This is a genomic window from Amycolatopsis sp. NPDC114504 (assembly GCF_055633595.1).
The window spans coordinates 955,989-977,550 of record NZ_JBVKDU010000006.1 but is presented as its reverse complement, the minus strand read 5'-3'; the positions used below and the strand labels follow the sequence as shown (position 1 = coordinate 977,550).

General features: G+C 71.5%; 22 protein-coding genes. 10 read left to right on the top strand and 12 right to left on the bottom strand.

Features of this window, described 5'->3' with window-relative positions:
• Positions 1 to 155 precede the first annotated feature (155 nt).
• Positions 156 to 1,172 carry a S1 family peptidase gene (locus ACZ7PG_RS46200; RefSeq protein ID WP_470245561.1) on the top strand — a complete coding sequence of 339 codons (1,017 nt, stop codon included), beginning with the start codon at positions 156 to 158 and terminating at the stop codon, positions 1,170 to 1,172.
• A gap of 115 nt (positions 1,173 to 1,287) precedes the next feature.
• Here ACZ7PG_RS46200 and ACZ7PG_RS46195 read toward each other — a convergent pair whose 3' ends face one another.
• Positions 1,288 to 1,902 (bottom strand): SAM-dependent methyltransferase, encoded by a 615-nt coding sequence (locus tag ACZ7PG_RS46195; RefSeq protein WP_470245560.1) that lies wholly within the window; start codon positions 1,900 to 1,902, stop codon positions 1,288 to 1,290.
• A gap of 75 nt (positions 1,903 to 1,977) precedes the next feature.
• The gene (locus ACZ7PG_RS46190) at positions 1,978 to 3,561 is read right to left on the bottom strand and encodes a discoidin domain-containing protein (RefSeq protein ID WP_470245559.1); all 1,584 of its coding nucleotides are present in this window, start codon (positions 3,559 to 3,561) and stop codon (positions 1,978 to 1,980) included.
• A gap of 173 nt (positions 3,562 to 3,734) precedes the next feature.
• Between ACZ7PG_RS46190 and ACZ7PG_RS46185 the strand changes: the two genes are divergently transcribed.
• The 4 genes from ACZ7PG_RS46185 (at position 3,735) to ACZ7PG_RS46170 (ending at position 7,429) form a co-directional block, all read left to right on the top strand.
• Positions 3,735 to 4,457, top strand: a complete 723-nt coding sequence (locus ACZ7PG_RS46185; RefSeq protein WP_470245558.1) for an SDR family oxidoreductase — start codon at positions 3,735 to 3,737, stop codon at positions 4,455 to 4,457.
• Positions 4,458 to 4,554: 97 nt separating this feature from the next.
• A complete protein-coding gene (locus ACZ7PG_RS46180) occupies positions 4,555 to 5,760 on the top strand; it encodes a cytochrome P450 (protein WP_470245557.1) in 1,206 nt (401 codons plus the stop codon).
• Between the two features lie 10 nt (positions 5,761 to 5,770).
• Positions 5,771 to 6,616, top strand: a complete 846-nt coding sequence (locus ACZ7PG_RS46175; protein ID WP_470245556.1) for an SCO6745 family protein — start codon at positions 5,771 to 5,773, stop codon at positions 6,614 to 6,616.
• A 66-nt stretch (positions 6,617 to 6,682) separates the two neighbouring features.
• A complete protein-coding gene (locus ACZ7PG_RS46170) occupies positions 6,683 to 7,429 on the top strand; it encodes an SDR family NAD(P)-dependent oxidoreductase (RefSeq protein WP_470245555.1) in 747 nt (248 codons plus the stop codon).
• A gap of 56 nt (positions 7,430 to 7,485) precedes the next feature.
• Here the strand turns inward: ACZ7PG_RS46170 and ACZ7PG_RS46165 are convergent, their stop codons facing one another.
• Both ACZ7PG_RS46165 and ACZ7PG_RS46160 read right to left on the bottom strand, forming a co-directional pair.
• Entirely contained in the window at positions 7,486 to 7,893 is a 408-nt protein-coding gene (locus ACZ7PG_RS46165; protein ID WP_470245554.1) for a VOC family protein, read from the bottom strand.
• A 73-nt stretch (positions 7,894 to 7,966) separates the two neighbouring features.
• Positions 7,967 to 8,527 carry a TetR/AcrR family transcriptional regulator gene (locus tag ACZ7PG_RS46160; protein ID WP_470245553.1) on the bottom strand — a complete coding sequence of 187 codons (561 nt, stop codon included), beginning with the start codon at positions 8,525 to 8,527 and terminating at the stop codon, positions 7,967 to 7,969.
• A gap of 111 nt (positions 8,528 to 8,638) precedes the next feature.
• Between ACZ7PG_RS46160 and ACZ7PG_RS46155 the strand changes: the two genes are divergently transcribed.
• A complete protein-coding gene (locus tag ACZ7PG_RS46155; protein ID WP_470245552.1) occupies positions 8,639 to 9,475 on the top strand; it encodes an oxidoreductase in 837 nt (278 codons plus the stop codon).
• 690 nt (positions 9,476 to 10,165) lie between these two features.
• Here ACZ7PG_RS46155 and ACZ7PG_RS46150 read toward each other — a convergent pair.
• On the bottom strand, positions 10,166 to 10,726 hold the full coding sequence (locus tag ACZ7PG_RS46150; RefSeq protein WP_470245551.1) for a CGNR zinc finger domain-containing protein: 561 nt from the start codon (positions 10,724 to 10,726) through the stop codon (positions 10,166 to 10,168).
• Between the two features lie 103 nt (positions 10,727 to 10,829).
• Between ACZ7PG_RS46150 and ACZ7PG_RS46145 the strand changes: the two genes are divergently transcribed.
• Positions 10,830 to 11,681 (top strand): alpha/beta fold hydrolase, encoded by an 852-nt coding sequence (locus tag ACZ7PG_RS46145; protein ID WP_470245550.1) that lies wholly within the window; start codon positions 10,830 to 10,832, stop codon positions 11,679 to 11,681.
• Between the two features lie 255 nt (positions 11,682 to 11,936).
• Positions 11,937 to 14,003, top strand: coding sequence for a PQQ-dependent sugar dehydrogenase (locus tag ACZ7PG_RS46140; RefSeq protein WP_470245549.1), 2,067 nt, complete (start codon positions 11,937 to 11,939; stop codon positions 14,001 to 14,003).
• A gap of 9 nt (positions 14,004 to 14,012) precedes the next feature.
• On the opposite strand, the gene ACZ7PG_RS46135 is transcribed toward ACZ7PG_RS46140, so the two are convergent.
• The 5 genes from ACZ7PG_RS46135 to ACZ7PG_RS46115 all read right to left on the bottom strand — a co-directional run bounded on the left by ACZ7PG_RS46135 (position 14,013) and on the right by ACZ7PG_RS46115 (position 17,892).
• Positions 14,013 to 14,414, bottom strand: a complete 402-nt coding sequence (locus tag ACZ7PG_RS46135; protein WP_470245548.1) for a hypothetical protein — start codon at positions 14,412 to 14,414, stop codon at positions 14,013 to 14,015.
• Positions 14,414 to 15,232 carry a heavy metal-binding domain-containing protein gene (locus ACZ7PG_RS46130; RefSeq protein WP_470245547.1) on the bottom strand — a complete coding sequence of 273 codons (819 nt, stop codon included), beginning with the start codon at positions 15,230 to 15,232 and terminating at the stop codon, positions 14,414 to 14,416. Before ACZ7PG_RS46130 ends, ACZ7PG_RS46135 begins: the two co-directional genes overlap by 1 nt.
• Before the next feature lie 9 nt (positions 15,233 to 15,241).
• Positions 15,242 to 16,039 carry a heavy metal-binding domain-containing protein gene (locus ACZ7PG_RS46125; RefSeq protein ID WP_470245546.1) on the bottom strand — a complete coding sequence of 266 codons (798 nt, stop codon included), beginning with the start codon at positions 16,037 to 16,039 and terminating at the stop codon, positions 15,242 to 15,244.
• Positions 16,040 to 16,150: 111 nt separating this feature from the next.
• Entirely contained in the window at positions 16,151 to 16,864 is a 714-nt protein-coding gene (locus ACZ7PG_RS46120; RefSeq protein ID WP_470245545.1) for a heavy metal-binding domain-containing protein, read from the bottom strand.
• A complete protein-coding gene (locus tag ACZ7PG_RS46115) occupies positions 16,864 to 17,892 on the bottom strand; it encodes a carbohydrate kinase family protein (protein WP_470245544.1) in 1,029 nt (342 codons plus the stop codon). The genes ACZ7PG_RS46120 and ACZ7PG_RS46115 overlap by 1 nt, the downstream gene beginning before the upstream one ends.
• A gap of 113 nt (positions 17,893 to 18,005) precedes the next feature.
• Here ACZ7PG_RS46115 and ACZ7PG_RS46110 point away from each other — a divergent pair, with 113 nt between their 5' ends.
• Positions 18,006 to 18,749, top strand: coding sequence for a DeoR/GlpR family DNA-binding transcription regulator (locus ACZ7PG_RS46110; RefSeq protein ID WP_470245543.1), 744 nt, complete (start codon positions 18,006 to 18,008; stop codon positions 18,747 to 18,749).
• Entirely contained in the window at positions 18,746 to 20,053 is a 1,308-nt protein-coding gene (locus tag ACZ7PG_RS46105; protein ID WP_470245542.1) for a 6-phospho-beta-glucosidase, read from the top strand. Before ACZ7PG_RS46110 ends, ACZ7PG_RS46105 begins: the two co-directional genes overlap by 4 nt.
• On the opposite strand, the gene ACZ7PG_RS46100 is transcribed toward ACZ7PG_RS46105, so the two are convergent.
• On the bottom strand, positions 20,014 to 20,742 hold the full coding sequence (locus ACZ7PG_RS46100; RefSeq protein WP_470245541.1) for a nucleotidyltransferase domain-containing protein: 729 nt from the start codon (positions 20,740 to 20,742) through the stop codon (positions 20,014 to 20,016). The genes ACZ7PG_RS46105 and ACZ7PG_RS46100 overlap by 40 nt on opposite strands.
• Before the next feature lie 10 nt (positions 20,743 to 20,752).
• Positions 20,753 to 21,460 carry an SDR family oxidoreductase gene (locus ACZ7PG_RS46095; protein ID WP_470245540.1) on the bottom strand — a complete coding sequence of 236 codons (708 nt, stop codon included), beginning with the start codon at positions 21,458 to 21,460 and terminating at the stop codon, positions 20,753 to 20,755.
• Positions 21,461 to 21,562: the final 102 nt, after the last annotated feature.

Below are 21,562 nucleotides of genomic sequence, written 5' to 3'. Positions count from 1 at the left end.
GCCGAACGTGGCAGCGTCACTGGGCTGTTCGGGTCTGAGTTGAGAGGTATGTCCGGATCGATTGGTTATTAACCAACCTTAGTCGGTGGTGCGTTGGTTGCCCGGCAACGAAAGTGACCGGCGCAGGCTTCGAACCGGCAACCTGGAGGAAGTTGATGACTCCCCGGAAAACCGCCCTCAAGACCTTCGCCGTCTTGTCGGCCGCCGCGCTGACGTCCGGCGTGTGCGCGTCGGCGGCCACCGCGTCCCCACTGGCCTTCGCCGAGATGCAGGCCCACGCGATCACCAGCGCGACCCAGGTCGCGGACACGCTGGGTGCCACCTCCGGTGGCGTCTACCTGGAGAACGGCAAGGCCGTCGTCAACGTCACCGATGACGCGTCGGTCCAGAAGGTGGAGGCCGCCGGCCTCACCGCGAAGAAGGTCAAGCACACCTTCGCCGCGCTGACCGGCGTCAAGAACCAGCTGGACGCGGTGAAGAACGTCCCGCAGACCGCGTGGGGCATCGACACCAAGACCAACCAGGTCGTGGTGAAGGTCTACGACGCGGCCAGCAAGGCGAACGCCGACAAGGTCACCGCGGCCGCCGCCCAGTACGGCGACAGCGTCCGCGTCGAGCACCGCACCGGCAAGCTGGAGCTGTACATCTCCGACGGCGACGCCATCCAGAACGACCAGGGCCGCTGCTCCCTCGGCTTCAACGTGACGCGCGGCGGTTCGCCGTTCCTGCTCACCGCCGGCCACTGCACCAACCTCGGCGGCACCTGGGCCGGCGGCGACGTCTCCGGCGCGCAGGTCGTCGAAAGCGACTGCCCGGGAGCCGACTCCGGCCTGCTGACCCGCCCGAACGGCTCCGGCCCCGGCGAGATCAACACCGGCCAGGCGATCACGAGCGCGGCGACCCCGACGGTCGGCGAGCAGATGCAGAAGCAGGGCTCGACCACCGGTGGCGGCAGCGGCGAGGTCACCTCGGTCGACGAGTCGGTCAACTTCGACGTCGGCGTCCTCAACCACGAGTTCGGCACCACCGCGCACACCGACCACGGTGACTCGGGTGGCCCGGCCTACGACGGCTCGAAGGGCCTGGGCACGCTGTCCGGCGGCGACACCGTGACCAGCTACTTCTACCCGCTCACCCTCGAGCTGCAGAGCTACGGCCTCGAGCTCGCCTGATTGACCCGCAGGGCCCCTTCACACGCGTCACAATGCAACACCGCAGCGCGGAGCGCTTCCGTTGAGGGCGGCGGTGGGGGCATGGGCGGAGTGTGAAGGGGCCCTGCTTCCATTCCTAGAGCCGCTTCGCGCGGTAGACGGCGTCGGTGTGGTGACCTTCCCCGCGCGTCTCGCAGGTCTCGACGACCCACTCCCAGGCGTCGCCCAGGAAAGTCGTGATCTCCTCCGGCTCGAAGTACAGCTCCTCCGGCGGCTTCTGGCCGTCGAACTCGCGCATGGCCTTCGGCGAGTGCCCGACGACGAGCAGCGAACCGCCCGGCCGGATCGCCTTCGCGGCCGCCGTGAAGACGTCGCGGCGCAGGTCCGGCGGCAGGTGCATGTACTGCGCCGAGATCAGGTCGTACTGCTCTTCCGGCTGCCACTTCAGGATGTCGCGGTGCAGCCAGTTGACGTCGACGCCGGCTTCCTTGCCCGCTTCTTCCGCCCGGGCGAGCGCGACGGTCGAGATGTCGGCGCCGTCGACCGTCCAGCCCCGCTTCGCGAGCCAGATCGCGTCGCCGCCCTCGCCGCAGCCGAGGTCGAGAGCACGTCCGGGCGTCAGCCCTCCGACCTCGGAGCTGAGGTTGACGTTGACGTTCCCGCTCCAGATCCGGTGCTCGTCGCGCTGGTACATGGCTTCCCAGAAATCCTGCTTGAGCATCTCTTCGACGATCATGGGCTCGTGCGGCATGGTTCCTCCTCGGTGACGTCCCCAGCATGCGGAGGACGCCACCGAAGGGGCAAATCGTGTTGCCGATCCGGCAACTCAGGCCGTGCCGAACACCTGCATCTCGTACAGCGAGTAACCGTATGAGGTGCCCCGCGTGACGCCGTTCATCCGCACGTAGCGGCCGCTGCCGGTCAGGCCGGTGAGGTCGTCGGTGGCGCCGTTGCCGGTCGTGGTGCTGTAGATCGTCGTCCAGCTCGTGCCGTCGGCCGAGGTCTGGATGCTGTACGCCTTCCCGTACGCGGCTTCCCAGCTCAGCTTGACGTGCGAGACGGCCTTGGTGGCGCCGAGGTCGACGCGCAGCCACTCGCTCGCGGAGCCCTCCTTCGACGCCCAGCGGGTGCTGGTGAGGTTGCCGTCGAAGGCCGCGCTCGCCGGGTAGGACGACGACTCCGTCGAGGACGCCGTCGCGGTCTTCCCCTGGGAGAGCAGCGTTTCGGTGCCCCCTCCGCCGCCGGTGACCGTGACGCCGAGCGAAGCGGTCTTCGTCCCGCCGGTGATGGTGACCGTCGCCGAACCCGGGGTCGCGGTCGCGGCGGCGGCGACCGTGACGGCCGAGGTGCCGCCGGCCGGCACCGACGCCGGGGAGAACGACACGGTGACGCCCGCGGGGGCGCCGCTCGCGGACAGCGTCACGGCGTCCGTGGAGGTGACGGAGGCCGTCGCCGAAGCGCCCGGTGCCACCGAAACCGAGGACGGCGTCACGCTGAGGCTCGACGTGCTGCCGGCCGCGGTGAACGTCCAGCGGGCCTGGGTGCCGGAGCAGCTGCCCGCGGTGAGCGTCGTGCCCGAGGCGCGGAAGCACTTCTTGCTCGTCTGGATGTCGGAAATGGTGCCGTCGGGGTTGATCGACCACTGCTGGGCCGGGCCGCCGGTGCAGGTCTGCAGCACGATCGAGCTGCCGGAGATGCCCGCGCACTTGTCGTTGATGACGAGGAACGCGCCATGGAAGGTGAAGCGCTGGGCGTCACTTCCGGTGCAGGCGGCCACTTTCAGCGTGGTCCCGCTGCTCGGGGCTTCGAGGCAGGTGCCGGTGGAGTTGTTCTTGTACTGGCCGACCGTGGTGTTCGGCTGTGCGCCGTCCCAGCACGCACCCGTGCTGGTGTTGAAGATCGGCGTCGCGTCGTACGGTTCGTTCGACGGCGGGTCGACGACGACCGGCTCCATGACCGGCGTGTTGTCGGCGTTGTAGTGCGTGAGGGCGTCTTCGCAGTCGATCGCGTCGAAGGCGCTGCCGCCCTTGCCGCCGAGCCAGAGGTCGATGTGGCGCAGGCCGGGGCCGCCGTTCGGGCCCTGGCTGTTCCAGTCGTCGGAACACTCGTCGCAGCCGTCCTCCATGATGAAGTACTTCTTGACCCGCGGCACCCAGACCTTGGTGCCGGGCTTCAGTTCGTCGCTGCTGGTGGCGAAGGTGATCGGGTCGGCGTAGCTGCCCTTGCCGCCCGCGGTGTCGTGGATCTGCGGGTAGGCGATGTCGCCGCCGGGCGGGGTGTTGTCCCACCAGCCGTAGAAGGTGAGGAAGGTCGGCTGCGTGGTGGCCGCGCTCGCCGGGCCGGCGCCGACGAGCGCCGAGGTCAGGGCGAGGAACAGGGTCACGACGAGCGCGAGAGTGCGCCGGGTCATGCTGCCTCCGGGAGTGGGTGGGGCGGACGATGACGTGCGGCGTGCGTCCAGGTTCGCCGGGTGGCGGCCCGCCGTCAAGACCTGTTCGTAAAGTTTCCTAACGAATCCGGTCTCGTGTTCCGATCGGCGGGAAAGTCGAGCGGGGGCACGCTTTCGTCGGCGAAGATGGCGCCATGAGCGAACAGCGGGAAGTCGTGGTCACCGGGGGCGGCACGGGCATCGGGCTGGCGATCGCCGCCCGGTTCGCGGCGGCGGGCGAGCGGGTCACCGTCACCGGGCGCCGCAAGGACGTGCTGGAGGCGGCCGCGGAACGGATCGGCGCGCGGGCGGTGGCGTTCGACGCGAGCGACCCGGCGGCGGTGCAGGCCGCGCTGGCGGAACTGCCTTCGCGGGTCGACGTCCTGGTCAACAACGCCGGCGGCAACACCGACCGGGTCCGGGAGGCGCCCACGGACCTCGCCGGGGTGGCGGACGCGTGGCGCGCGAACTTCGACGCGAACGTCGTCTCCGCGGTGTTGGTCACTACTGCGCTGAAGCCGCGCTTCGCGGACAACGTGCGGGTTGTGACTCTTGGCTCTGTCGCGGCGAAGCAGGGCTCCGGCTCCTACGGCGCGGCGAAAGCGGCGATCGAAGCGTGGAACACCGACCTCGCGCGGCAGCTCGGCGCCGCCGGCTCGGCCAACGTCGTCGCTCCGGGCGTCATCCTCGACACGGAGTTCTTCCACGGCACGCTCACCGAAGAGTGGCTCAGCTCCCGGATCTCGGTGGCGCTCAACAAGCGGGCCGGCGCGCCGGAAGAAGTCGCGGAAACCGTGCAGTTCCTGGCTTCGCCGGGAGCCGGGCACGTCACGGGGCAGGTCGTGCACGTGAACGGCGGCGCTTACGGGGCCCGCTAGGCCATCCGGGTCGGAAGTGGGTCGAACGTCCCACGACGGCGCCGAACCTCTCCATGGTGGAAGTGACCCGACCACCGGCAGAGAGGTGTGATCCGCCGTGACGGCAGCATCCGAAACCCCGGCCCTCCCCACGGCACGACCGGCCGGATGCCCGTACGACCCGCCCGGGAACTACGCCACACTGCGGGAAACCGCGCCGACGTCGCAGGTGCGCTGCCCGGCGGGCATGGACGCCTGGCTGGTGACGCGCTACCGCGACGTCCGCGCGGTGCTCGCCGACCGCACGATGAGCTCACGCGGCGCGTCCTCCGTGCACGTCAGGCCGGACGCCGATCTCGACGAGAAGGTCAGTCCCGGTTCGATCATCCAGCTCGACGGCGCCGACCACTCGCGCATCCGGAAGATGGTGATCGCGGAGTTCACCGTCCGGCGGGTGGAAGCGATGCGGGGCTACGTCCAGGAACTGGTGGAGAGCCACCTCGACGCGATGCTCGCCCGGCCCGGTGAAGCCGATCTGGTGCGGGACTTCGCGTTGCCGATCCCGTCGCTGGTGATCTGCGAGCTGCTCGGCGTCCCGTACGCGGATCGGTCGCGTTTCCAGCGGCAGAGCGGGTTCCTGGTCAGCACCGACGCGACGCCCGAAGAGGGGCAGCAGGCCTACGACGAGCTTTCCGGCTTCCTGGCCGAACTGTTCACCGACAAGCAGGCGAACCCGCAGGACGACCTGTTCAGCCGGCTGATCGCTCGGGGGGAGGCGTCGGGTGACCCGCTCACGATGGAAGAGCTGGTGGTGCTCGGGCTGAGCCTGCTGGTGGCCGGCCACGAGACGACGGCGAACATGATCGCGCTCAGCACGCTGGTGCTGCTGGAGCACCCGGCCCAGCGCGACGTCGTGCTGTCCGCGCCCGAGCGCGCGATCGAGGAGCTGCTGCGGTACCTGTCGGTCGTCCAGTTCGGCGTGCTGCGCTACGCGACCGCGGACGTGCAGGTCGGCTCCCGGTCGGTCAAGGCGGGGGAGTGGCTGGTGGCGGCGCTGAACTCGGCCAACCGCGACGAGGAGCCGTTCCCGGGAGGCGACAAGCTCGACTTCCACCGCGAGTCGCCGCGCACGCACGTCGCGTTCGGCTTCGGTGCGCACCAGTGCATCGGCCAGCAGCTGGCCCGCGTCGAGCTGCAGGAGGCGTTGACGCGGCTGTTCCGCCGGGTGCCCGACCTGCGGCTGGCGGCGCCGCGGGAGTCGTTGGTGTACAAGCACAACACGCTGGTGTACGGGGTGCGGGAGCTGCCGGTCGCCTGGGGGTGAGAATGACGGCATGAGCACATCACCGGCCCGGCGGTTGTGGGCGGCCGTGGAGCCACTGCACGCGGTCGTCTACTTCGCATCGGAGACGGCGTCGGCGGCGAAGGAGGCCGGCCTGCGGGGGTACTGGATGGGGTACTTCGCGGGCCGGCTCGCGCCGCTGGGCCCGATCGGCCCCGCGGCGGCGACGTCGATGCTGTTCGGCTTCGCGCCGGCCATGGTGGCGCGGGCCTTGCCGGACGCGTGGTCGTTCGCTTCGCCTGCTGAGGTGCTTCGCTCGCGGCTTTCGGCGGTCGAAGCCGCTCTTTCGCGTGTCTTGGGTGCTTCGGACGTCTCGGAGCTGACATCGCTGCTGGAGCAGGCCGCGTCCGCGGGCCGGTTCGACGGTCGTCCGTTGGCGGCGGCCTGGTCCGCGGTACCGCGGCCGGCGGGCGTCCTCGGCCGTCTGTGGCTGGCAGCGACGGTGCTGCGCGAGCACCGCGGCGACGGCCACGTCCTGGCGGCGGTCCACGCGGGTCTGACGGGCCTGGAGACGACAGTGACCCACATCGGCGACGGCGTGATCGCCCGTGGCGACGTCCAGCCGCACCGAGGCTGGTCCGATGCGGAGTGGACCGGCGCGGTCTCGGGGTTGGTGGCTCGCGGTCTGCTGGATTCTTCCGGCCGCCTGACGTCGTCCGGCGCGGCGATGCGGCTTTCGCTCGAAGAGGACACGGACCGCTTGGCGGCGGCGCCGGTGGAGGCACTCGGTCCGGCCGGTCTGTCGCGGCTCCTGGAGCTGGCGGTCCCGCTGAGCCGGGCGGTCATCGACGCGGGCGTGGTCCCGGTCCCGAACCCGATGGGTGTGCCGCGCCCCTGAACCCGGTCGATTTCCGGGGGTGCCGTTCGACGCAGTGGTGAACGCACCCGGACATCGGAGGGATTCATGACGTTGCTCGCCGGCAAGAACGCGATCGTCTACGGAGCCGGAGGCCGCATCGGCGCGGCCGTGGCCAGCGCTTTCGCCGAGGAAGGAGCGCGGGTGTTCCTCGCGGGCCGCACGCGCGCCCGGCTGGAGCCGGTCGCGTCGCGCATCCGTGGCTCGGTCGAGGTGGCCGAGGTGGACGCCCTCGACGAGCGGGAGGTCGACGACCACGCGGCGGCGGTCGCGGCCGAGGGCGGCGTGCACATCTCGTTCAACCTCATCACCCACGGCGACGTCCAGGGCACCCCGCTGATCGACATGACCTTGGCGGACTACGAGCGCCCGGTCCTGACGGCGGTCCGAACCCAGTTCCTGACAACCCGAGCGGCGGCCCGCCACATGGTGAAGCAGGGATCAGGGGTCTTGCTCTTCTTCGGCGGCGCGGGCGAGCCGGTGCGCGAGTACTCGGTGGGCGGGCTGCAGGTGGCGTTCCACGCGATCGAGGCGATGCGCCGTCAGCTGGCGGCGGAGCTGGGCCCGCACGGGGTACGGGCGGTGACGCTCCGGACGGGCGGAATCCCGGAGACGATCCCGGGTGACTTCGAGGGTCGCGAGGCGTTGGAGGAGAACATCGCGGGCAAGACCATGCTGGGCCGAGCGGCAACCCTGGCGGACGTGGGCGCGGTGGCGGCCTTCGTGGCATCGGACCGGGCGAGGACGATGACGGCGTCGACGGTCAACCTCAGCTGCGGCGCCTTGGTGGACTAGGGGTCCGGCGGCGAGCCGGGGAGTGCGGTCAGGGCCCCGGCTCGCTGTCGCCCGGCTCAGCGGCGCGCCGTGATCTGCTGCACCGTCCAGGCGTTGCCGTCGGGGTCGGCGAAGTGCACGAAACCCACGTTGTTCAGGTCCGCTTCTCCGTCCCAGGTGCCCATGCCGTGGACCTGGACCTCGCTGACCTCGACGCCACGCTCGGTGAGCATCGCGTGGGCCTTCGGCAGGTCGTTGACCACCAGCTGGAGCCCCTTGAGCGACCCCGGCGGCATGTCCGGCACCGCACCGCGGCCGAACACGACCGAGCAGCCCGACCCCGGCGGGGTCAGCTGCACGATGCGGACGCCTTCGGCGGGCGTCACGTCGTGGTCGAGGGTGAATCCCAGCTGGTCCGCGTAGAAGGCCTTCGCGCGGTCCACATCGGACACCGGCACCACGACCACTTCGAGCGTCCACTCCATCGCGCATCCCTTCGTCGGCCAGGCTCGGCGGACGACACGCTACCCGCGCCCCGGGGTGTTCGCGTACCGCTCGTCAGCGCTCCTCGACCAGCCGCCGCACCGCGTCCACCACGAGCTCCCGCCGCTGCGCGCGGGGGATGGTGGTGAGCACGCCGAGTTCCGTATTGGTCGTCGCCCACGCCGTCGAGATCGACTGGATCAGCACCAGCAGTTCCATGGGTGTGTAGTGCTTGGCCAGTCTCCCTTCGTCCTGTGCCTGTTTCAGGTCGTGCAGCCGGAGTTCGTTGGCCAGCACGATTTCGGTGACCCACTTGCCGTCGGGTCGCTCCAGCCGGTGCCAGACCGCCAGCCGCAGCGTCTCCGGCTGCTCCTCGTACCGGTCGAAGAGCTTTCCGGCGTAGCCCGGCAGGTCGTCGGCGTCGACCGGCACGTCGAGGACGAACCGGCCGACCGACTCGCCGAACACCGTGTCGAACAGCCTGTCCTTGCTGGTGAAGTACTTGTAGAGCATCGCCTTGTTGCAACCGGCGGCGTCCGCGATCCGGTCGACGCGGGCGCCCGCGATGCCCCGTTCCGCGAACTCCTCCGTGGCGGCAGCGAGCAGTCGCCGCTTCGTGTCCGCCGCATCTCTCATGCCATCCATATTAGCAACTAACTGGTTGGTTGACAAACGTGCCCGGCAGGTGTTTCCTGGAGTAACCAACCGGTTGGTTAGCCGGTGTCGACGAGCGAGGAGCAAGGCATCATGAGCAGGACTTGGCTGATCACCGGCAGTTCCCGCGGGTTCGGGCGGGAGCTGGCCCGGGCCGCGCTCGAGGACGGCGACCGCGTGGTCGCGACCGCGCGCCGGCCGGAGCAGCTGAAGGATCTGGTGGCCGAGCACGGTGACAACGTCCGGGTGTTCGCCCTGGACGTGACGGACCCGGCGGCGGCGCGCGAGGCGGTGGCTTTCGCGGTGCGCGAGTTCGGCGGGCTCGACGTCGTGGCCAACAACGCGGGGTACGCGAACAGCGCGCCGATCGAGGACATGCCGGAGGACGACTTCCGCGAGCAGGTGGAGGCCAACTTCTTCGGCGTCGTCAACGTCACGCGCGCGGCGCTGCCGGTGTTCCGCGAGCAGGGCTCGGGGCACTTCCTGCAGTTTTCATCGGTCGGCGGCCGGGTCGGCGGGTCACCGGGGCTGGGTGCGTACCAGGCGGCGAAGTTCGCGGTGGAGGGGTTCTCCGAGGTGCTGAACGCGGAGGTGAAGCCGTTCGGGGTGAAGGTGACGATCGTCGAGCCGGGCGCGTTCCGCACGGACTGGCAGGGAGCCTCGATGGAGCGCGCCCCGGTCCGCCCGGAGTACGACGCGTCGGTGGGCCAGATGCACCGCCTCCGCGACGCAACGGACGGCAAGCAGGCAGGAGATCCGGCTCGCGGAGCCCGCATCCTCGCTGACGTGGTCCGGCTGGAGAAGCCGCCGCTGCGCCTGCTGCTCGGCGCGGACGCGGTCGAAGCGGTGCAACGGTCCGACCGTGCGCGCGGAGCCGAGGTGGCGGAGTGGGCCGAGGTGAGCCGGTCGGCGGCGTTCGCAGCGGAGTGAGGACCGTGGTGAAGGGAGTCGGCCGCAGGCGAGGCTGCCGGGGCGCTGGCCGCGGCTGCGGTGCGTGCTCGGCTATGGCAGAGCGCAGGCGCCGTAGGGCTAGGCAGCGCGGTGATTCACCGGCCACGGCCCCGCGAGACCAGCTTCCGAGCGCGACCCGGCCCGGCCGAGTTCGCTCGACCCGACCGAGGCTGACCTGGCCCGGCTCGACCGCCGCCGAGGCGACCGGCCTGGCCGCCGATGCGGCCTGAGCCGGCCCAGTCTGGGCCAGCCCGGCCGAGTCTGACCTGCCGTGGCCTCGCTCAGCTCAGCCCGGCCTAGCTCAGCCCGGCCTAGCTCAGCCCGGCCTAGCTCAGCCCGGCCCGGCTCAGCCCGGCCCGGCTCAGCCCGGCCCGGCTCAGCCCGGCCCGGCTCAGCCCAGCCCGGCTCAGCCCAGTGCGGCCTGGCCCGGTCCGGCTCGCCGTGCGGCGCGGCCGGTCCGATCTGGCACGACCGAGTCTGGCCTGGCTCGGCCCTGGCCAACCAAGTTCGGTCCGGCCTCGCTCGACCGAGTTCGGCCAGCCCGGCCCGACCGGACGCGGTCCGGCACAGCACGGCCGAGTGTGACCTGGGCCAACGTGGCCTGGCGGGCGTGACCCCGCCCGACATGGCCCGGCCCGACCGAAACCGACTGCGCCCAGCGACCCGGCTTCAGTCCCGTCGCCCGGGCGACTCCCGTTGCTCCACTACCAACCGCTGGTGCCGGGCCGCGCGGACGCGGTCGCCGCACGTTGTCGAACACCAGCGGCGGCGGGCGTGCTCGCGGAAGAAGTACCTCACGCACCCATGCGCCTCGCAAGGGCGCACCAGACCGCCGAGCTCGCCAGTCACCACATCGATCGCATCGCGGGCCAACGCCGCCACTGCCTCCGAAACGCTGCCCGGGCTCGTACTCCGCCACTCGCGGTGGGGTCCCGACCGCCAGACGAGCTGGGGTGCGGCAGCGTCGGAACGGGCGGCCGCGTTCACCGTCTCCACCGCCGACGCGGCCGGTGAACGGCCCTCCGTCCGCGCCGCCAGCAGCTCGCGGACCGCCGCACGGAGATCCGTCACGCGGCGAAGGTCGGTCGCGTCGAGTGCGGGAAGGCCAAGCCAGCCGGCGGCCGCGCTCGGGTCGGCCAAGTCGTCGTCCTCGCCGGATGGTGTGAGCCGGCGGGTGTTGACCAGCGCCAGCGCCCAGGAGCGCTCCTCGCCGGGTGCCGCAGTGACCACGTTCGCCTCCCGAAGTTCTTCCCTCATTGTCCCGGCCCGTTGACAGCCTACTCCGTCTCATGGATAAATAGAAAAGTAACCATGAGACGCGAGGAGAGAACCGATGGTCGCCGTGTATCACCGCTTTGTCACCGTTGCCGGGCGCCGGCTGTTCTACCGGGAGGCCGGGCCCGCCGACGCTCCCACGATCGTGCTGCTCCACGGGTTTCCGACGAGCTCGCACATGTACCGGCACCTCATCCCGGCGCTGGCCGACCGCTACCACGTCGTCGCGCCCGACTACCTGGGCGCCGGTGCCTCCGACGCACCCTCGGTCGGGGAGTTCGGCTACACCTTTGACGCTCTCGCCGAGCTCACCCTCGGCCTGCTCGACGAGATCGGCCTCGACCGCTTCGCGCTCTACATCCAGGACTTCGGCGCCCCGGTCGGCCTGCGCATCGCGGCCGGGAACCCCGAGCGGGTCACCGCCATCGTCACGCAGAACGGCAACGCCTACGTCGACGGCCTGGGCGACGGACTCCCGCAACGACTCGCCGCCGGCACCCTGACCGAAGACGACCTGCGTGGCATGGTCAGCCTCGAAGCCACCAAGGCGCAGTACCTCGACGGCGAGCCCGACCCGGCGCTGGTCAGCCCGGACGTCTGGATCCACGACCAGGCCCTGCTCGACCGCCCCGGCGGCGCCGAAATCCAGATGGCGCTGCTCGCCGACTACCACCACAACATCGGCCTCTACCCGAAGTTCCACGAGTACTTCCGGACCACCCGGGTCCCGCTGCTGGCCGTCTGGGGCGGCAACGACGGGATCTTCGTCGCCGACGGTGCCCGCGCCTACGCCCGTGACCTGCCCGACGCCGAGATCCACCTGCTCAACGCCGGTCACTTCGCGCTCGAAACGCACCTGGACGCCATCGCCGGCTACATCCGCGGGTTCCTGGGCCGGGTGCTGGACTGAAACCGTTGTCCCACAACAGTCTCCGCTGAGCGGGACAGGGGCGTTGACCTGCCGGACGCTCCCCTCGTAGGGTCACCCCGAGATCGCTCTGACCCCAGGTCGGTCCGGTCCCCGAGAACCCCTCCGTCGTCGTCAGGCATCCGCCTCTGCCTGCGCCGACGGGGTCGTTCGCCGACGGGGCCGGGCGCGCGCGAGCGGACCGGGGTCACCGCGGGGGCGGGTTCGCGCCTCCGCGCCGACGCGCAGGAGGACGGGATGACCAGACGGATCCGGGTGGGGATGATCGCGGCCGCGATCGTCGCCGCGACACTCACCGCGGCGGGGCCGGTGCAGGCCGCGGATTCGCTTCTTTCCCAAGGAAAACCGGTGACGGCGTCGTCGGCGGGCGGGTGCTGCCCGGCGCCGGCCGCCGTCGACGGGGACTCGGCGACGCGCTGGGCCAGTGCGGCCGGCGTCGATCCGCAGTGGATCTACGTCGACCTCGGGGCGGCGGCGCACGTCAGCCGGGTGCGGCTGCAGTGGGACGCCTCGTGCGCCACGGCCTACGAGATCGACACCTCCGCCGACCACGTCACGTGGACGCGGATCTACTCGACCACCACCGGAAAGGGCGGCGTCGAAGACCTGACCTCCCTCGACGGCACCGGCCGCTACGTGCGGGTGTACGGCACGAAACGCTGCCGCACCGACGCGTCGAAGGGCTACTCGCTGCAGGAGTTCGGCGTCTACGGCTCGACCGGGGACGTCGTCCCGCCGTCGCCGCCCGGCACGCCCACGCTCGACAGCGTCACACCCCTCAGCGCGACCATCTCGTGGACCGCGGCGACCGACGACAAGGGCGTCGTGGGCTACGACGTCTACCGCGACGGTCAGCTCTGCGCCAGCACGACCGGCGCGCTGACCGCGACCTGCGGCAACCTCAACCCGAACACCAGCTACGGCTTCTACGTCAACGCGCGAGACGCGGCCGGGAACGTCTCGCAGGCCAGCGGCACCCTGACCGTCAAGACGCCGCCGTCCGACGACCACACGCCGCCGTCGGCGCCGACGAACGTGCACACCACGGCCGTCAACAGCACGTCGATCGGCCTGGCGTGGACCGCTTCGACCGACGAAGCCGGCGTCACCGGCTACCGGATCTTCACCTCCGGCACGCAGATCGGCACGTCCGACACGACGAGCACCACCCTTGGCGGCCTGACCCCGAACACCGCCTACCACCTGCAGGTGCGCGCGGTCGACGCGAACGGCAACCTGAGCGACCCGAGCACGCCGGTCCTGGACGTCACCACCACCGGCGGGTCGACCTGCTCGCCGTCGCAGGGCGTCTGCGGCGCCACGCAGGTCGGCACCGACGACGACGTCGTGTGGGGCCTGGTCACCCTGCCGGACGGCACGATCCTCTACAACCAGCGCGACGCGCACTCGATCGTCCACCTGAACCCGAAGACCGGGGCGAAGAAGACGATCGGCACCGTGCCGAACGTCCAGAGCACCGACGGCGAAGGCGGCCTGACCGGGCTGGAGATCAACCCGGCGTCGTTCGCCGCCGACCACTGGCTCTACATCATGCACACCTCGTCGAGCGACAACCGGATCGTGCGGATCAAGTACGACCCGGCCGCCGACTCCCTGACCACGAGCACCGAGCAGATCCTGCTGACCGGCATCGCGCGCAACAAGTTCCACAACGGCGGCCGGCTGCGGTTCAGCCCGGACGGCAAGTACCTGTTCGCCGGCACCGGTGACGCGCAGAACGGCGACAACGCGTCGAACACCAGCAGCCCCAACGGAAAGGTGCTGCGCATCAACCCGGACGGCTCGATCCCGGCGGACAACCCGTTCCACAACGCCGTGTGGAGCTACGGGCACCGCAACGTCCAGGGCCTGGCCTTCGACTCACAGGGCCGGCTGTGGGAGCAGGAGTTCGGCAACAGCGTCATGGACGAGACGAACCTGATCGTGAAGGGCGGCAACTACGGCTGGCCGTCGTGCGAGGGGACGTCCGGCACCTGCGGCACCGCCGGGTTCATCGCGCCGAAGAAGACGTACCCGGTGGCGCAGGGTTCGTGCAGCGGGATCACGATCATCCACGACGCGCTGTACGTGGCCTGCCAGCGCGGCACGCGCCTGTACCGCGCGGTGATCAGCGGCAGCTCGCTGACGAACTTCCAGACGTTCTTCAACGGGACGTACGGCAGGCTCCGCACGGTCGAGCCGGCGCCGGACGGCCAGATGTGGCTGGCGACCAGTGTGGACGGTGACAAGGACAGCACACCGCACAACAGCCACAACAAGATCCTGCGCGTGACAGTGGGTTAACCAGCGGGGCTAGCCGCCGAGGAGACGCGAGAGCGCATCCCGCGCTCTCGCGTCCTTCGACGCCAACGCCGTCAGCTCCTGCGCCAGCGCCGCGAGCCAGTCGTCGACCGCGGTTTCCTTGCGGCTGATCACCACGCCCCGGACGACCTGGTGGATCTCCGCCGCGACGCCGCCGTGCTTGCCCGTGCTCAGCACCAGAACCCGGTCCGGCGTCCGGACCCGCACCGCGACCGCCTGGCCGTCGCGGCCCGCGACGCGGTCGGCGAACGTGCGCCGCCGGTCGACCTCGACCATGCCCGGCGGCAGCGCACTGCCCAGCGTGTCGGACAGGACCCGGTGGTAGGACTCGACGTCCGCGCGGTCCGTGCGCAGGGCCGCCGCCACCAGGTGGAAGTCCAGCTCGCCGCCCATCAGTCGGTCAGGGGCAGCACGAGCTGCGGCTTGGCGATGTGGTGGTCGGCGCGCAACGGCTTCACGGCCGTGCCGATGGCGAAGAACTCCGTCGTGTGGCCGCCCCAGCGGTGCGGCAGCGACAGCAGCTGCACCCCGACGATGCCCTCCGCCTCCAGCTGCTCGGCTTCCGCCTGCATCCGCGACATCGCGAGCTCGCGCGCGTCGTACAACGCCTCGGTGTACTGCGGGATCTCGACGTTCTGGCCGATGTTGCCCATCATCTGCCGGAACCGCTGGTGCGCGATGTGGTAGACGCACGTGCCCATCACCATGCCCAGCGGCGCGTAACCGGCCTGCACCAGCGTCCAGAAGTCCTGCCCGGACAGGTCCGAGGTGAACGGCTTCCCGGTGTTGTTGCGCCATTCGCCCGGCTCGTCGGCCTTCACCGCGGTGCCGACGGCGATGAACTCGGCGAGGTCGCTGCCGAACTCCTTGAACTCGATCTCCAGGCGGACCGCGACGATCCCGTCGGCGCCGAGGACGTCCGCCTCCGCCTCCATCCGGGACATCGCGAGCTCGCGGGCGTGGTACATCGCCTGCGAAAGCCGGTCCATCTCCTGGTTCTTGCTCCACCGTCCCATCTGGAACCCGACGTGGTAGATGCTCGAGCCGAGCACGAGCCCGAGCGGCCGGAAGCCGGCTTCGCGCACGAGGAGGAACTCGTTGACGCTCAGGTCGGACGTGAACAGGCTGGTCTTCTGGCCAGGGCGCATCTCGGCGAGCCGGCGCATCGCATCCTCGGGGATGCGCTGCGCGGCGGGGTCCGCGGTGGTCACGAAGCCTCCTCAGGAACGGTTCAACGGCAGGATCTTGAGCGCGCTGGTCGGGGCGGCGCGCCCGGTGTGGAAGCGGGCGATCGCGGTGCCGGTCACGGTGGCGATGCCGGCCACGGCGATCTCCTGCACCGGCCACGTCCGCAGCGTCATGTCCGAGACGATGCCGCCGTCGGCGCCGGAGTCGCGGATCGCGCGGGCGAACTCGGCCCGCGCCGCGCCGCGGACGTCCGTGACGACCTTCGTCGGCGCGTCGACTTCGGTGTTCCCGGCCAGCACGTTGACCTGGTACTGCATGTTGTAGTCGAACTGCGCGCGCCCGGCGACGCCGACCGCCAGCCGCACCGGCACCCAGCCGGCCTGCATCAGCTTGCCGACGTCCTGGCCCGGCAGGTCGGTGGTGAACAGGCGCCGCGGCCGCTGCCCGGTCTCGGCGCGGACCGCGGTGCCGAGTGCGGTGAACTCCTGCATCACGTCGTCGAGCGCGGTGATGGTGACCTTGATGCCGATGACGCCGTCGGCGCCGAGTGCGGTGGCCTCCTGCCCGAGCCGGTCGAGCGCGGTCGCGTAGCCCTTGCGCAGCATTTCCGACAGCAGCTTGACCTGGTCGCCGGCCCACGCGGCCGGCCCGGTCCAGCCGACCTGCTGCACGACGCAGCCCATCACCTCGCCGACGGGCGTGAACCCGGCCACTTCGGCGCCGACCGCCCCGGGCACGCTGAGCAGCGACGTCTTCAGCCCGGACGCGGCGTAGCGCTCGACACGGGCCCGCGCGACGGGCGGCAGGCCACGACCGTCCCATTCGGGCACTGGCTGACCTCCTTCGACGGGCTCTCACTCCCCATCGTGGCACGGATCCGCGCGGGCGGGCGGCGGGCGCGGCGTGATCACCGGGGTATGTCCGGAAGGTCCGGTCGCGGGTCAGCGCGGCGGGTTCCCGTCGACGGGGAGCACCGGGAGCGACACCGTCGGCGCCGGGCCCGCACCGAACTGCGCGACGGCGGTGCCGAACACGCTCGCCACCGCGGTCGCTCCCGTGTGGCCCAGTGCCCAGGCGCGCAACGTCGTCGACGTCACCAGGCCGCCGTCCGCGCCCGAGGCCAGCACCGCCCCCAGGAACTCCGCCCGGGCCGCCGCCCTGACCCGGGTCACCAGCGACGTCGGCACCGGCGCCTCGCAGCCCGGCCGGTCCGTCATGGCGATGTCGAACGCCGTCGCGCCGTCGATGCCGATCGCCAGCGTCACCGGGACCCAGCCCGCCAGCATCAGCTTCGCCACGTCCGGACCCGACAGCCCCGTCGTGAACGGCCGGGCCGGACGGACACCGCGGAGCGCGCGCACCGCCGTGCCCAGGACGACGAACTCGTGGACCGCCGTGCTCACCCGGGTCACCGTGCAGCCGATCGCGAGCACGCCGTCCGCGCCCAGCGCCGTCGCCTCCGCGCGCAGCCGGTCCAGCGCCGTCGCGTAGCCGCGGCGCAGGCCCGATGTCACGTCGTCGTGTCGCGCCACGACGCAGCCCATCACCTCGCCGATCGGCCGCAGCCCCACCGCTTCGGCGCCGGTCGTGCCCGGCACCGACAGCAGCGACGTCCGCAGTCCCGACGCCGTGTAGCGGCCGGCGCGCGGGTGCATCAGCGCCAGCTGTCCTCGCCGAAGCCGAGGGTCACCGGGCCCCGGCGGGACGTCTCGGCGATCGTTTCGGCGGGCAGGACGTCGTCGAGGAACGCGTAGTCCGGACGCCGGTTCCGCGCGTGCCACTCGGCGATCTCGTGCCAGCCCGGTGCGGCGAGCGCGCCGCCGAAGTGCTGGACCGACAGGCCGGCCGTGAGGCCCGCGAACCGGAGCCGGTCCGCCAGCGGCCAGCCGGTCAGGGTGGCGGCGACGAACCCGGCGCCGAAGACGTCGCCCGCGCCGGTCGCGTCGAGGACGTCGACCGGCAGTGCCGGGACGTCCGCCGTCTCGCCCGTCGTGCTGTCGACGGCGAGCACGCCCGCGGCGCCGCGGGTGATCACCGCGACCGGGACCAGGTCGGCGAGCCGGGCCAGCGCCGCTTCCGGGGTGTCCGTGCGGGTGTAGCGCATCGCTTCGACGTCGTTGGGCAGGAACGCGTGGCAGCACGCCAGCTGCTCCAGCAGCGCGGCCGACCACGCTTCCGACGGGTCCCAGCCGACGTCGGCGAAGACGAGGCTGCCGGACTGGTGCGCGGTGTGGACCCAGTCGGCGGTGTCGAGGCCGATGTGCGCGACGGTCGCGCGGCTCGACGGCGGCGAGCCGGCCAGCTCGGCGACCGGGACGGGCGGCGGGTGGCCGTGCGTGACCATCGCGCGGTCGCCGGCGTAGGCGAGGGAGACGGTGACGGGGGAGTGCCACTCCGGGAACCGCCGCGAGCGCGACAGGTCGATGTGCTCCTGCCGCGAAAGCACGTCCCAGCAGTAGCGCCCGTAGACGTCGGTGCCGAACGCCGCCGCCAGCGACGTCCGCAGGCCGAGCCGGCTCAGCGCCACCGCGAAGTTCGCGATGCCGCCCGGGCCCGAGCCCATGCCGCCCGTCCACACCTCGGTACCCGGCTCCGGCGGCCCTTCGAGCCCGGTGAAGACCAGGTCGAAGAACAGCAGGCCGGACAGGAAGACATCGGTGTCGGGGACGGAATCGGCCGGCACGGGCGCCTCCCGGGATCGAGGATGCGCACGAGCGTGCTTCACCTGCGCGGAATGCGCAAGGTGTGCTCAAACTCGTTCGCGGGGTGAGCGAGTTTGACTGCTATCGTCCCCGCATGCTGCCCCAGCGTCGCCACGAGCTGATCCTGCGGGCCCTCCGCGCGGAGGGCCCGGCGCCGGTCGGCGTGCTGGCCGAGCGGCTCGGCGTCAGCCAGGCCACGGTGCGCCGGGACCTGGTGCAGCTCAACCGCGAGGGCCGGCTGACCCGCGTCTACGGCGGGGCCATGGCCGCTGACGACGAGCCGTTCGCCCACGTGGCCGCCGAGCGGGCCGACGAGAAGGACGCCGTCGCGCGGCGGGCGGCGCGGCTGGTCGCCGACGGCGACACCGTGCTCCTCGACATCGGCACCACCGCGCACCGGCTGGCGCGGCACCTGCGCGACCGCGCGCTGACGGTGATCACCAGCAGCCTCGCCGTCTACGACGAGCTGAAGGACGCCGACGACGTCCAGCTCGTCCTCCTCGGCGGCGTGGTCCGGCGCAGCTACCACTCGATGGTCGGCTTCCTGACCGAGGACGCGCTGCGCCAGGTGCACGCGGGCACGGTCTTCCTCGGCACGAGCGGCGTCCGCTGCGACGGCCACGTGATGGACTCGACGGTGGTCGAGGTGCCGGTCAAGCGCGCGATGGTCGCCGCGGCCGACCGCGTGGTGCTGCTCGCCGACGCCGGCAAGTTCCCCGGCACCGGACTGGCCCGGGTCTGCGGCCCGGACGCGCTCGACGTCGTCGTGACGAGCCCGGGCGCCGACGAGCCGACCTGCTCGGCCCTGCGTGAAGCGGGTGTCGAGGTGCTGCGGTGAGGCTCGCGATCCTGGGCGGCGGCGGGTTCCGCGTGCCGCTCGTGCACGGTGCGTTGCTGGCCGGCGGCGGGGTCGGCGAGCTGGTCCTGCACGACGTCGAGCCCGGGCGGCTTGCGGCGATCGAACGAGTGCTCGCCGAGCAGGCGGCGGGTGTCCCGGACGCGCCGCGGGTGCGGACCACCACCGTCCTCGCCGACGCACTGTCCGATGTGGACTTCGTGTTCTCCGCCATCCGGGTCGGCGGGCTGCGCGGGCGCCGGCTCGACGAGCAGATCGCGTACGAGGAAGGCGTGCTGGGCCAGGAAACCGTCGGCGCGGGCGGGATCGCCTACGGGCTGCGGACCGTCCCCGTCGCCGTCGAGCTCGCGCGGAAGATCAAAGATCTCGCGCCGGAAGCGTGGGTCATCAACTTCACCAACCCCGCCGGGATGGTCACCGAGGCGATGGCCGCGCACCTCGGCGAGCGGGTGCTCGGCATCTGCGACTCGCCGGTGGGGCTGTGCCGCCGCGTCGCGCACGCCCTCGGGATCGACCCGGCGACGGCGTGGTTCGACTACGCCGGCCTCAACCACCTCGGCTGGCTCCGCGCGGTCCGCGTCGGCGGCGAGGACGTCCTGCCGGGGTTGCTCGCCGACACGGACGCGCTGGAGTCGTTCGAGGAGGGCAAGCTCTTCGGCGCGGACTGGCTGCGTGCCCTCGGTTCCCTGCCCAACGAATACCTGCACTATTACTACTTCGCGCGCGAAGCGATGACCTCCCAGTCGCGCGGTGCCCAGTTGCTGGAGCAGCAACGCGGTTTCTACGCCGAACCCTCGCTGACGTCCTGGGAGCGCACGCGCTTGGAGCGCGAGGCGACGTACATGGCCGAGACGCGCGAAGGCGAGCGTGACGATCTCGAAGGCGGCGGCTACGAGAAGGTCGCCCTGGCGTTGATGCGGGCCATCGCGTACGGCGAGCGCACGACGCTGATCCTCAACGTCCGCAACGGATCCGCGCTCCCGGGCGTGCCGGCGGACGCGGTCGTCGAAGTGCCGTGCGTCGTCGACGCGAACGGTGCCCGGCCGCTCGCCACCGAGCCGCTGCCCGATCACGCGCTGGGCCTGGTGACGGCGGTCAAGGCCGTCGAGCGGGCGACGATCGAAGCGGCGACGACGGGCTCGCGCGAGGCGGCGCTGCGGGCGTTCGCGCTGCACCCGCTGGTCGACTCGGTCTCCGTGGCGCGGCGGCTGCTCGACGCCTACGCCGCCGCGCACCCGGAACTCGCTTACCTGGCCAGCTCGCGGAGCACGGGCGCCAAGCGCTGAGCCAGGGCGGTGTCGACCAGCTCGATCTCGCCGATGAGGAGTTCGGTGACGGCGTGGAACGCCCGGCCGGCGTCGTCGAGCGCGCGGACGAGGGTGGCCTCGAAAGGTGCGGTGACGCCGGCGGGCAGCTGGTCCAGGCCCCGGCCTTCGACCGCCGGGACGTCGTGGCGCAGGCAGGCCAGACCCAGTGCGAACTCCCGGACGCGGCCGATCATGTACTCGGCCTGCCAGCCGCGGCCGCGTTCGATGCTCGACCGCGCGTGCAGGGCGTGCAGCCAGGCCAGGTCGATCAGCCGCCGTGCGTCGGGGGGCGGTGACTGCGGGCGGTCGTGCGGCGTCCCGAACAGCAGCCGGAACTTCGGCGTGGTCGCACCGAAGTCCGCCTCCGGCCAGAACGCCAGGTCGACCTGCAAGGTGTCCGCCAGCAGGAAGACGCGGAACACCGTCCGCTCGAACACGACGTCCATGTGGTGCACCGCACCGTGTTCGCGGTACATCCGTGCGCTGAAGTCCGCGAGCACCGGCCCGGGCTCGCCCGCGACGGCGAACGCGAGGTCGATGTCCGACCACGCGTCTTCGGCGTCGAGCGCGGCCGAGCCGGTGAGCGCGGCGCCGGTGACGCGCTCGTCCGACCGGGCCGCCTCGACCAAGGCGTCGCGCAGCAGGTGACGATCCCCCGGGGTGAACATGATCCCCAGGCTAGACCGCCGCCATGGCGTTGAACTCCGCTTCCGCCTCCCCGCGCTCGACGTACAGCGACCACGCCGTGTCGGCGATGTCGTCCGGGTCGAGGGTGCCGGCCGCGAAACCGTGGTCCTGCTTGGTGAGCTCACGGTGGATGTCGCCGCGCTCGATGAGGCCGCCGATCGTCAGCGCTCCCGCGTAGACGCCCGTTTCGCGCAGGGCCGCGTTGAGCGTCAGGACGTACATGCGCAACGCCGCCGAGGCCGGCGCCAGGCTGCCGAGCATCGGCATCGGGTACTTGCCGCTCAGGCCGCCGGCGAAGAGCAGCGCGCCGGATCCGCGTTCGAGCATGCCCGGCAGCACCGCGTCGACGAGCCGGGCGGCGGGGGTGACGATCGCGTCGAACGCCGCGCGCACGGTGTCCGCGCCGGCTGTTGGGAGGGGCACGGGACGGGGCCCGGCGAGGTCCGCCGGGCCGAAGTAGACCGTGTCGAGCTCGCCGCCTTCGGCCGTGATGCGCGCTAGAACCGCTTCCAGTTGCGCGGCGTCGGTCACGTCGGCCGCGTAGGTGTGGGTGGTCCCGCCCAGGGACTCCCGGTAGCCGGCGTGCCGGGTGTCGGTGCGTGAGACCAGCGCGGTGGTGAAGCCTTCGCGGCCGAAACGGCGGGCGATCGACAGACCGAGACCCGGACCGGCCCCCAGGACGGCGATGACTTTCGGCAAGGGATCCTCCTCGATGGAAAATGAGACTTCTCTCAAGTTATCCAGAAGATGAGGGTGCCGTCAACTTGTCGGCGGAGTGCGGCGAATGTCGTCATGGGTTGC

Excerpts from the sequence above, each read along its gene's own strand:
- ACZ7PG_RS46185 (WP_470245558.1), top strand. The coding sequence starts at position 3,735 with ATGAGCGAACAGCGGGAAGTCGTGGTCACCGGGGGCGGCACGGGCATC.
- ACZ7PG_RS46120 (WP_470245545.1), bottom strand. The coding sequence starts at position 16,864 with ATGCACCCGCGCGCCGGCCGCTACACGGCGTCGGGACTGCGGACGTCG.
- ACZ7PG_RS46190 (WP_470245559.1), bottom strand. The coding sequence starts at position 3,561 with ATGACCCGGCGCACTCTCGCGCTCGTCGTGACCCTGTTCCTCGCCCTG.
- ACZ7PG_RS46145 (WP_470245550.1), top strand. The coding sequence starts at position 10,830 with ATGGTCGCCGTGTATCACCGCTTTGTCACCGTTGCCGGGCGCCGGCTG.
- ACZ7PG_RS46100 (WP_470245541.1), bottom strand. The coding sequence starts at position 20,742 with ATGTTCACCCCGGGGGATCGTCACCTGCTGCGCGACGCCTTGGTCGAG.
- ACZ7PG_RS46155 (WP_470245552.1), top strand. The coding sequence starts at position 8,639 with ATGAGCAGGACTTGGCTGATCACCGGCAGTTCCCGCGGGTTCGGGCGG.
- ACZ7PG_RS46170 (WP_470245555.1), top strand. The coding sequence starts at position 6,683 with ATGACGTTGCTCGCCGGCAAGAACGCGATCGTCTACGGAGCCGGAGGC.
- ACZ7PG_RS46140 (WP_470245549.1), top strand. The coding sequence starts at position 11,937 with ATGACCAGACGGATCCGGGTGGGGATGATCGCGGCCGCGATCGTCGCC.
- ACZ7PG_RS46160 (WP_470245553.1), bottom strand. The coding sequence starts at position 8,527 with ATGAGAGATGCGGCGGACACGAAGCGGCGACTGCTCGCTGCCGCCACG.
- ACZ7PG_RS46175 (WP_470245556.1), top strand. The coding sequence starts at position 5,771 with ATGAGCACATCACCGGCCCGGCGGTTGTGGGCGGCCGTGGAGCCACTG.
- ACZ7PG_RS46200 (WP_470245561.1), top strand. The coding sequence starts at position 156 with ATGACTCCCCGGAAAACCGCCCTCAAGACCTTCGCCGTCTTGTCGGCC.
- ACZ7PG_RS46195 (WP_470245560.1), bottom strand. The coding sequence starts at position 1,902 with ATGCCGCACGAGCCCATGATCGTCGAAGAGATGCTCAAGCAGGATTTC.
- ACZ7PG_RS46135 (WP_470245548.1), bottom strand. The coding sequence starts at position 14,414 with ATGGGCGGCGAGCTGGACTTCCACCTGGTGGCGGCGGCCCTGCGCACG.
- ACZ7PG_RS46165 (WP_470245554.1), bottom strand. The coding sequence starts at position 7,893 with ATGGAGTGGACGCTCGAAGTGGTCGTGGTGCCGGTGTCCGATGTGGAC.
- ACZ7PG_RS46110 (WP_470245543.1), top strand. The coding sequence starts at position 18,006 with ATGCTGCCCCAGCGTCGCCACGAGCTGATCCTGCGGGCCCTCCGCGCG.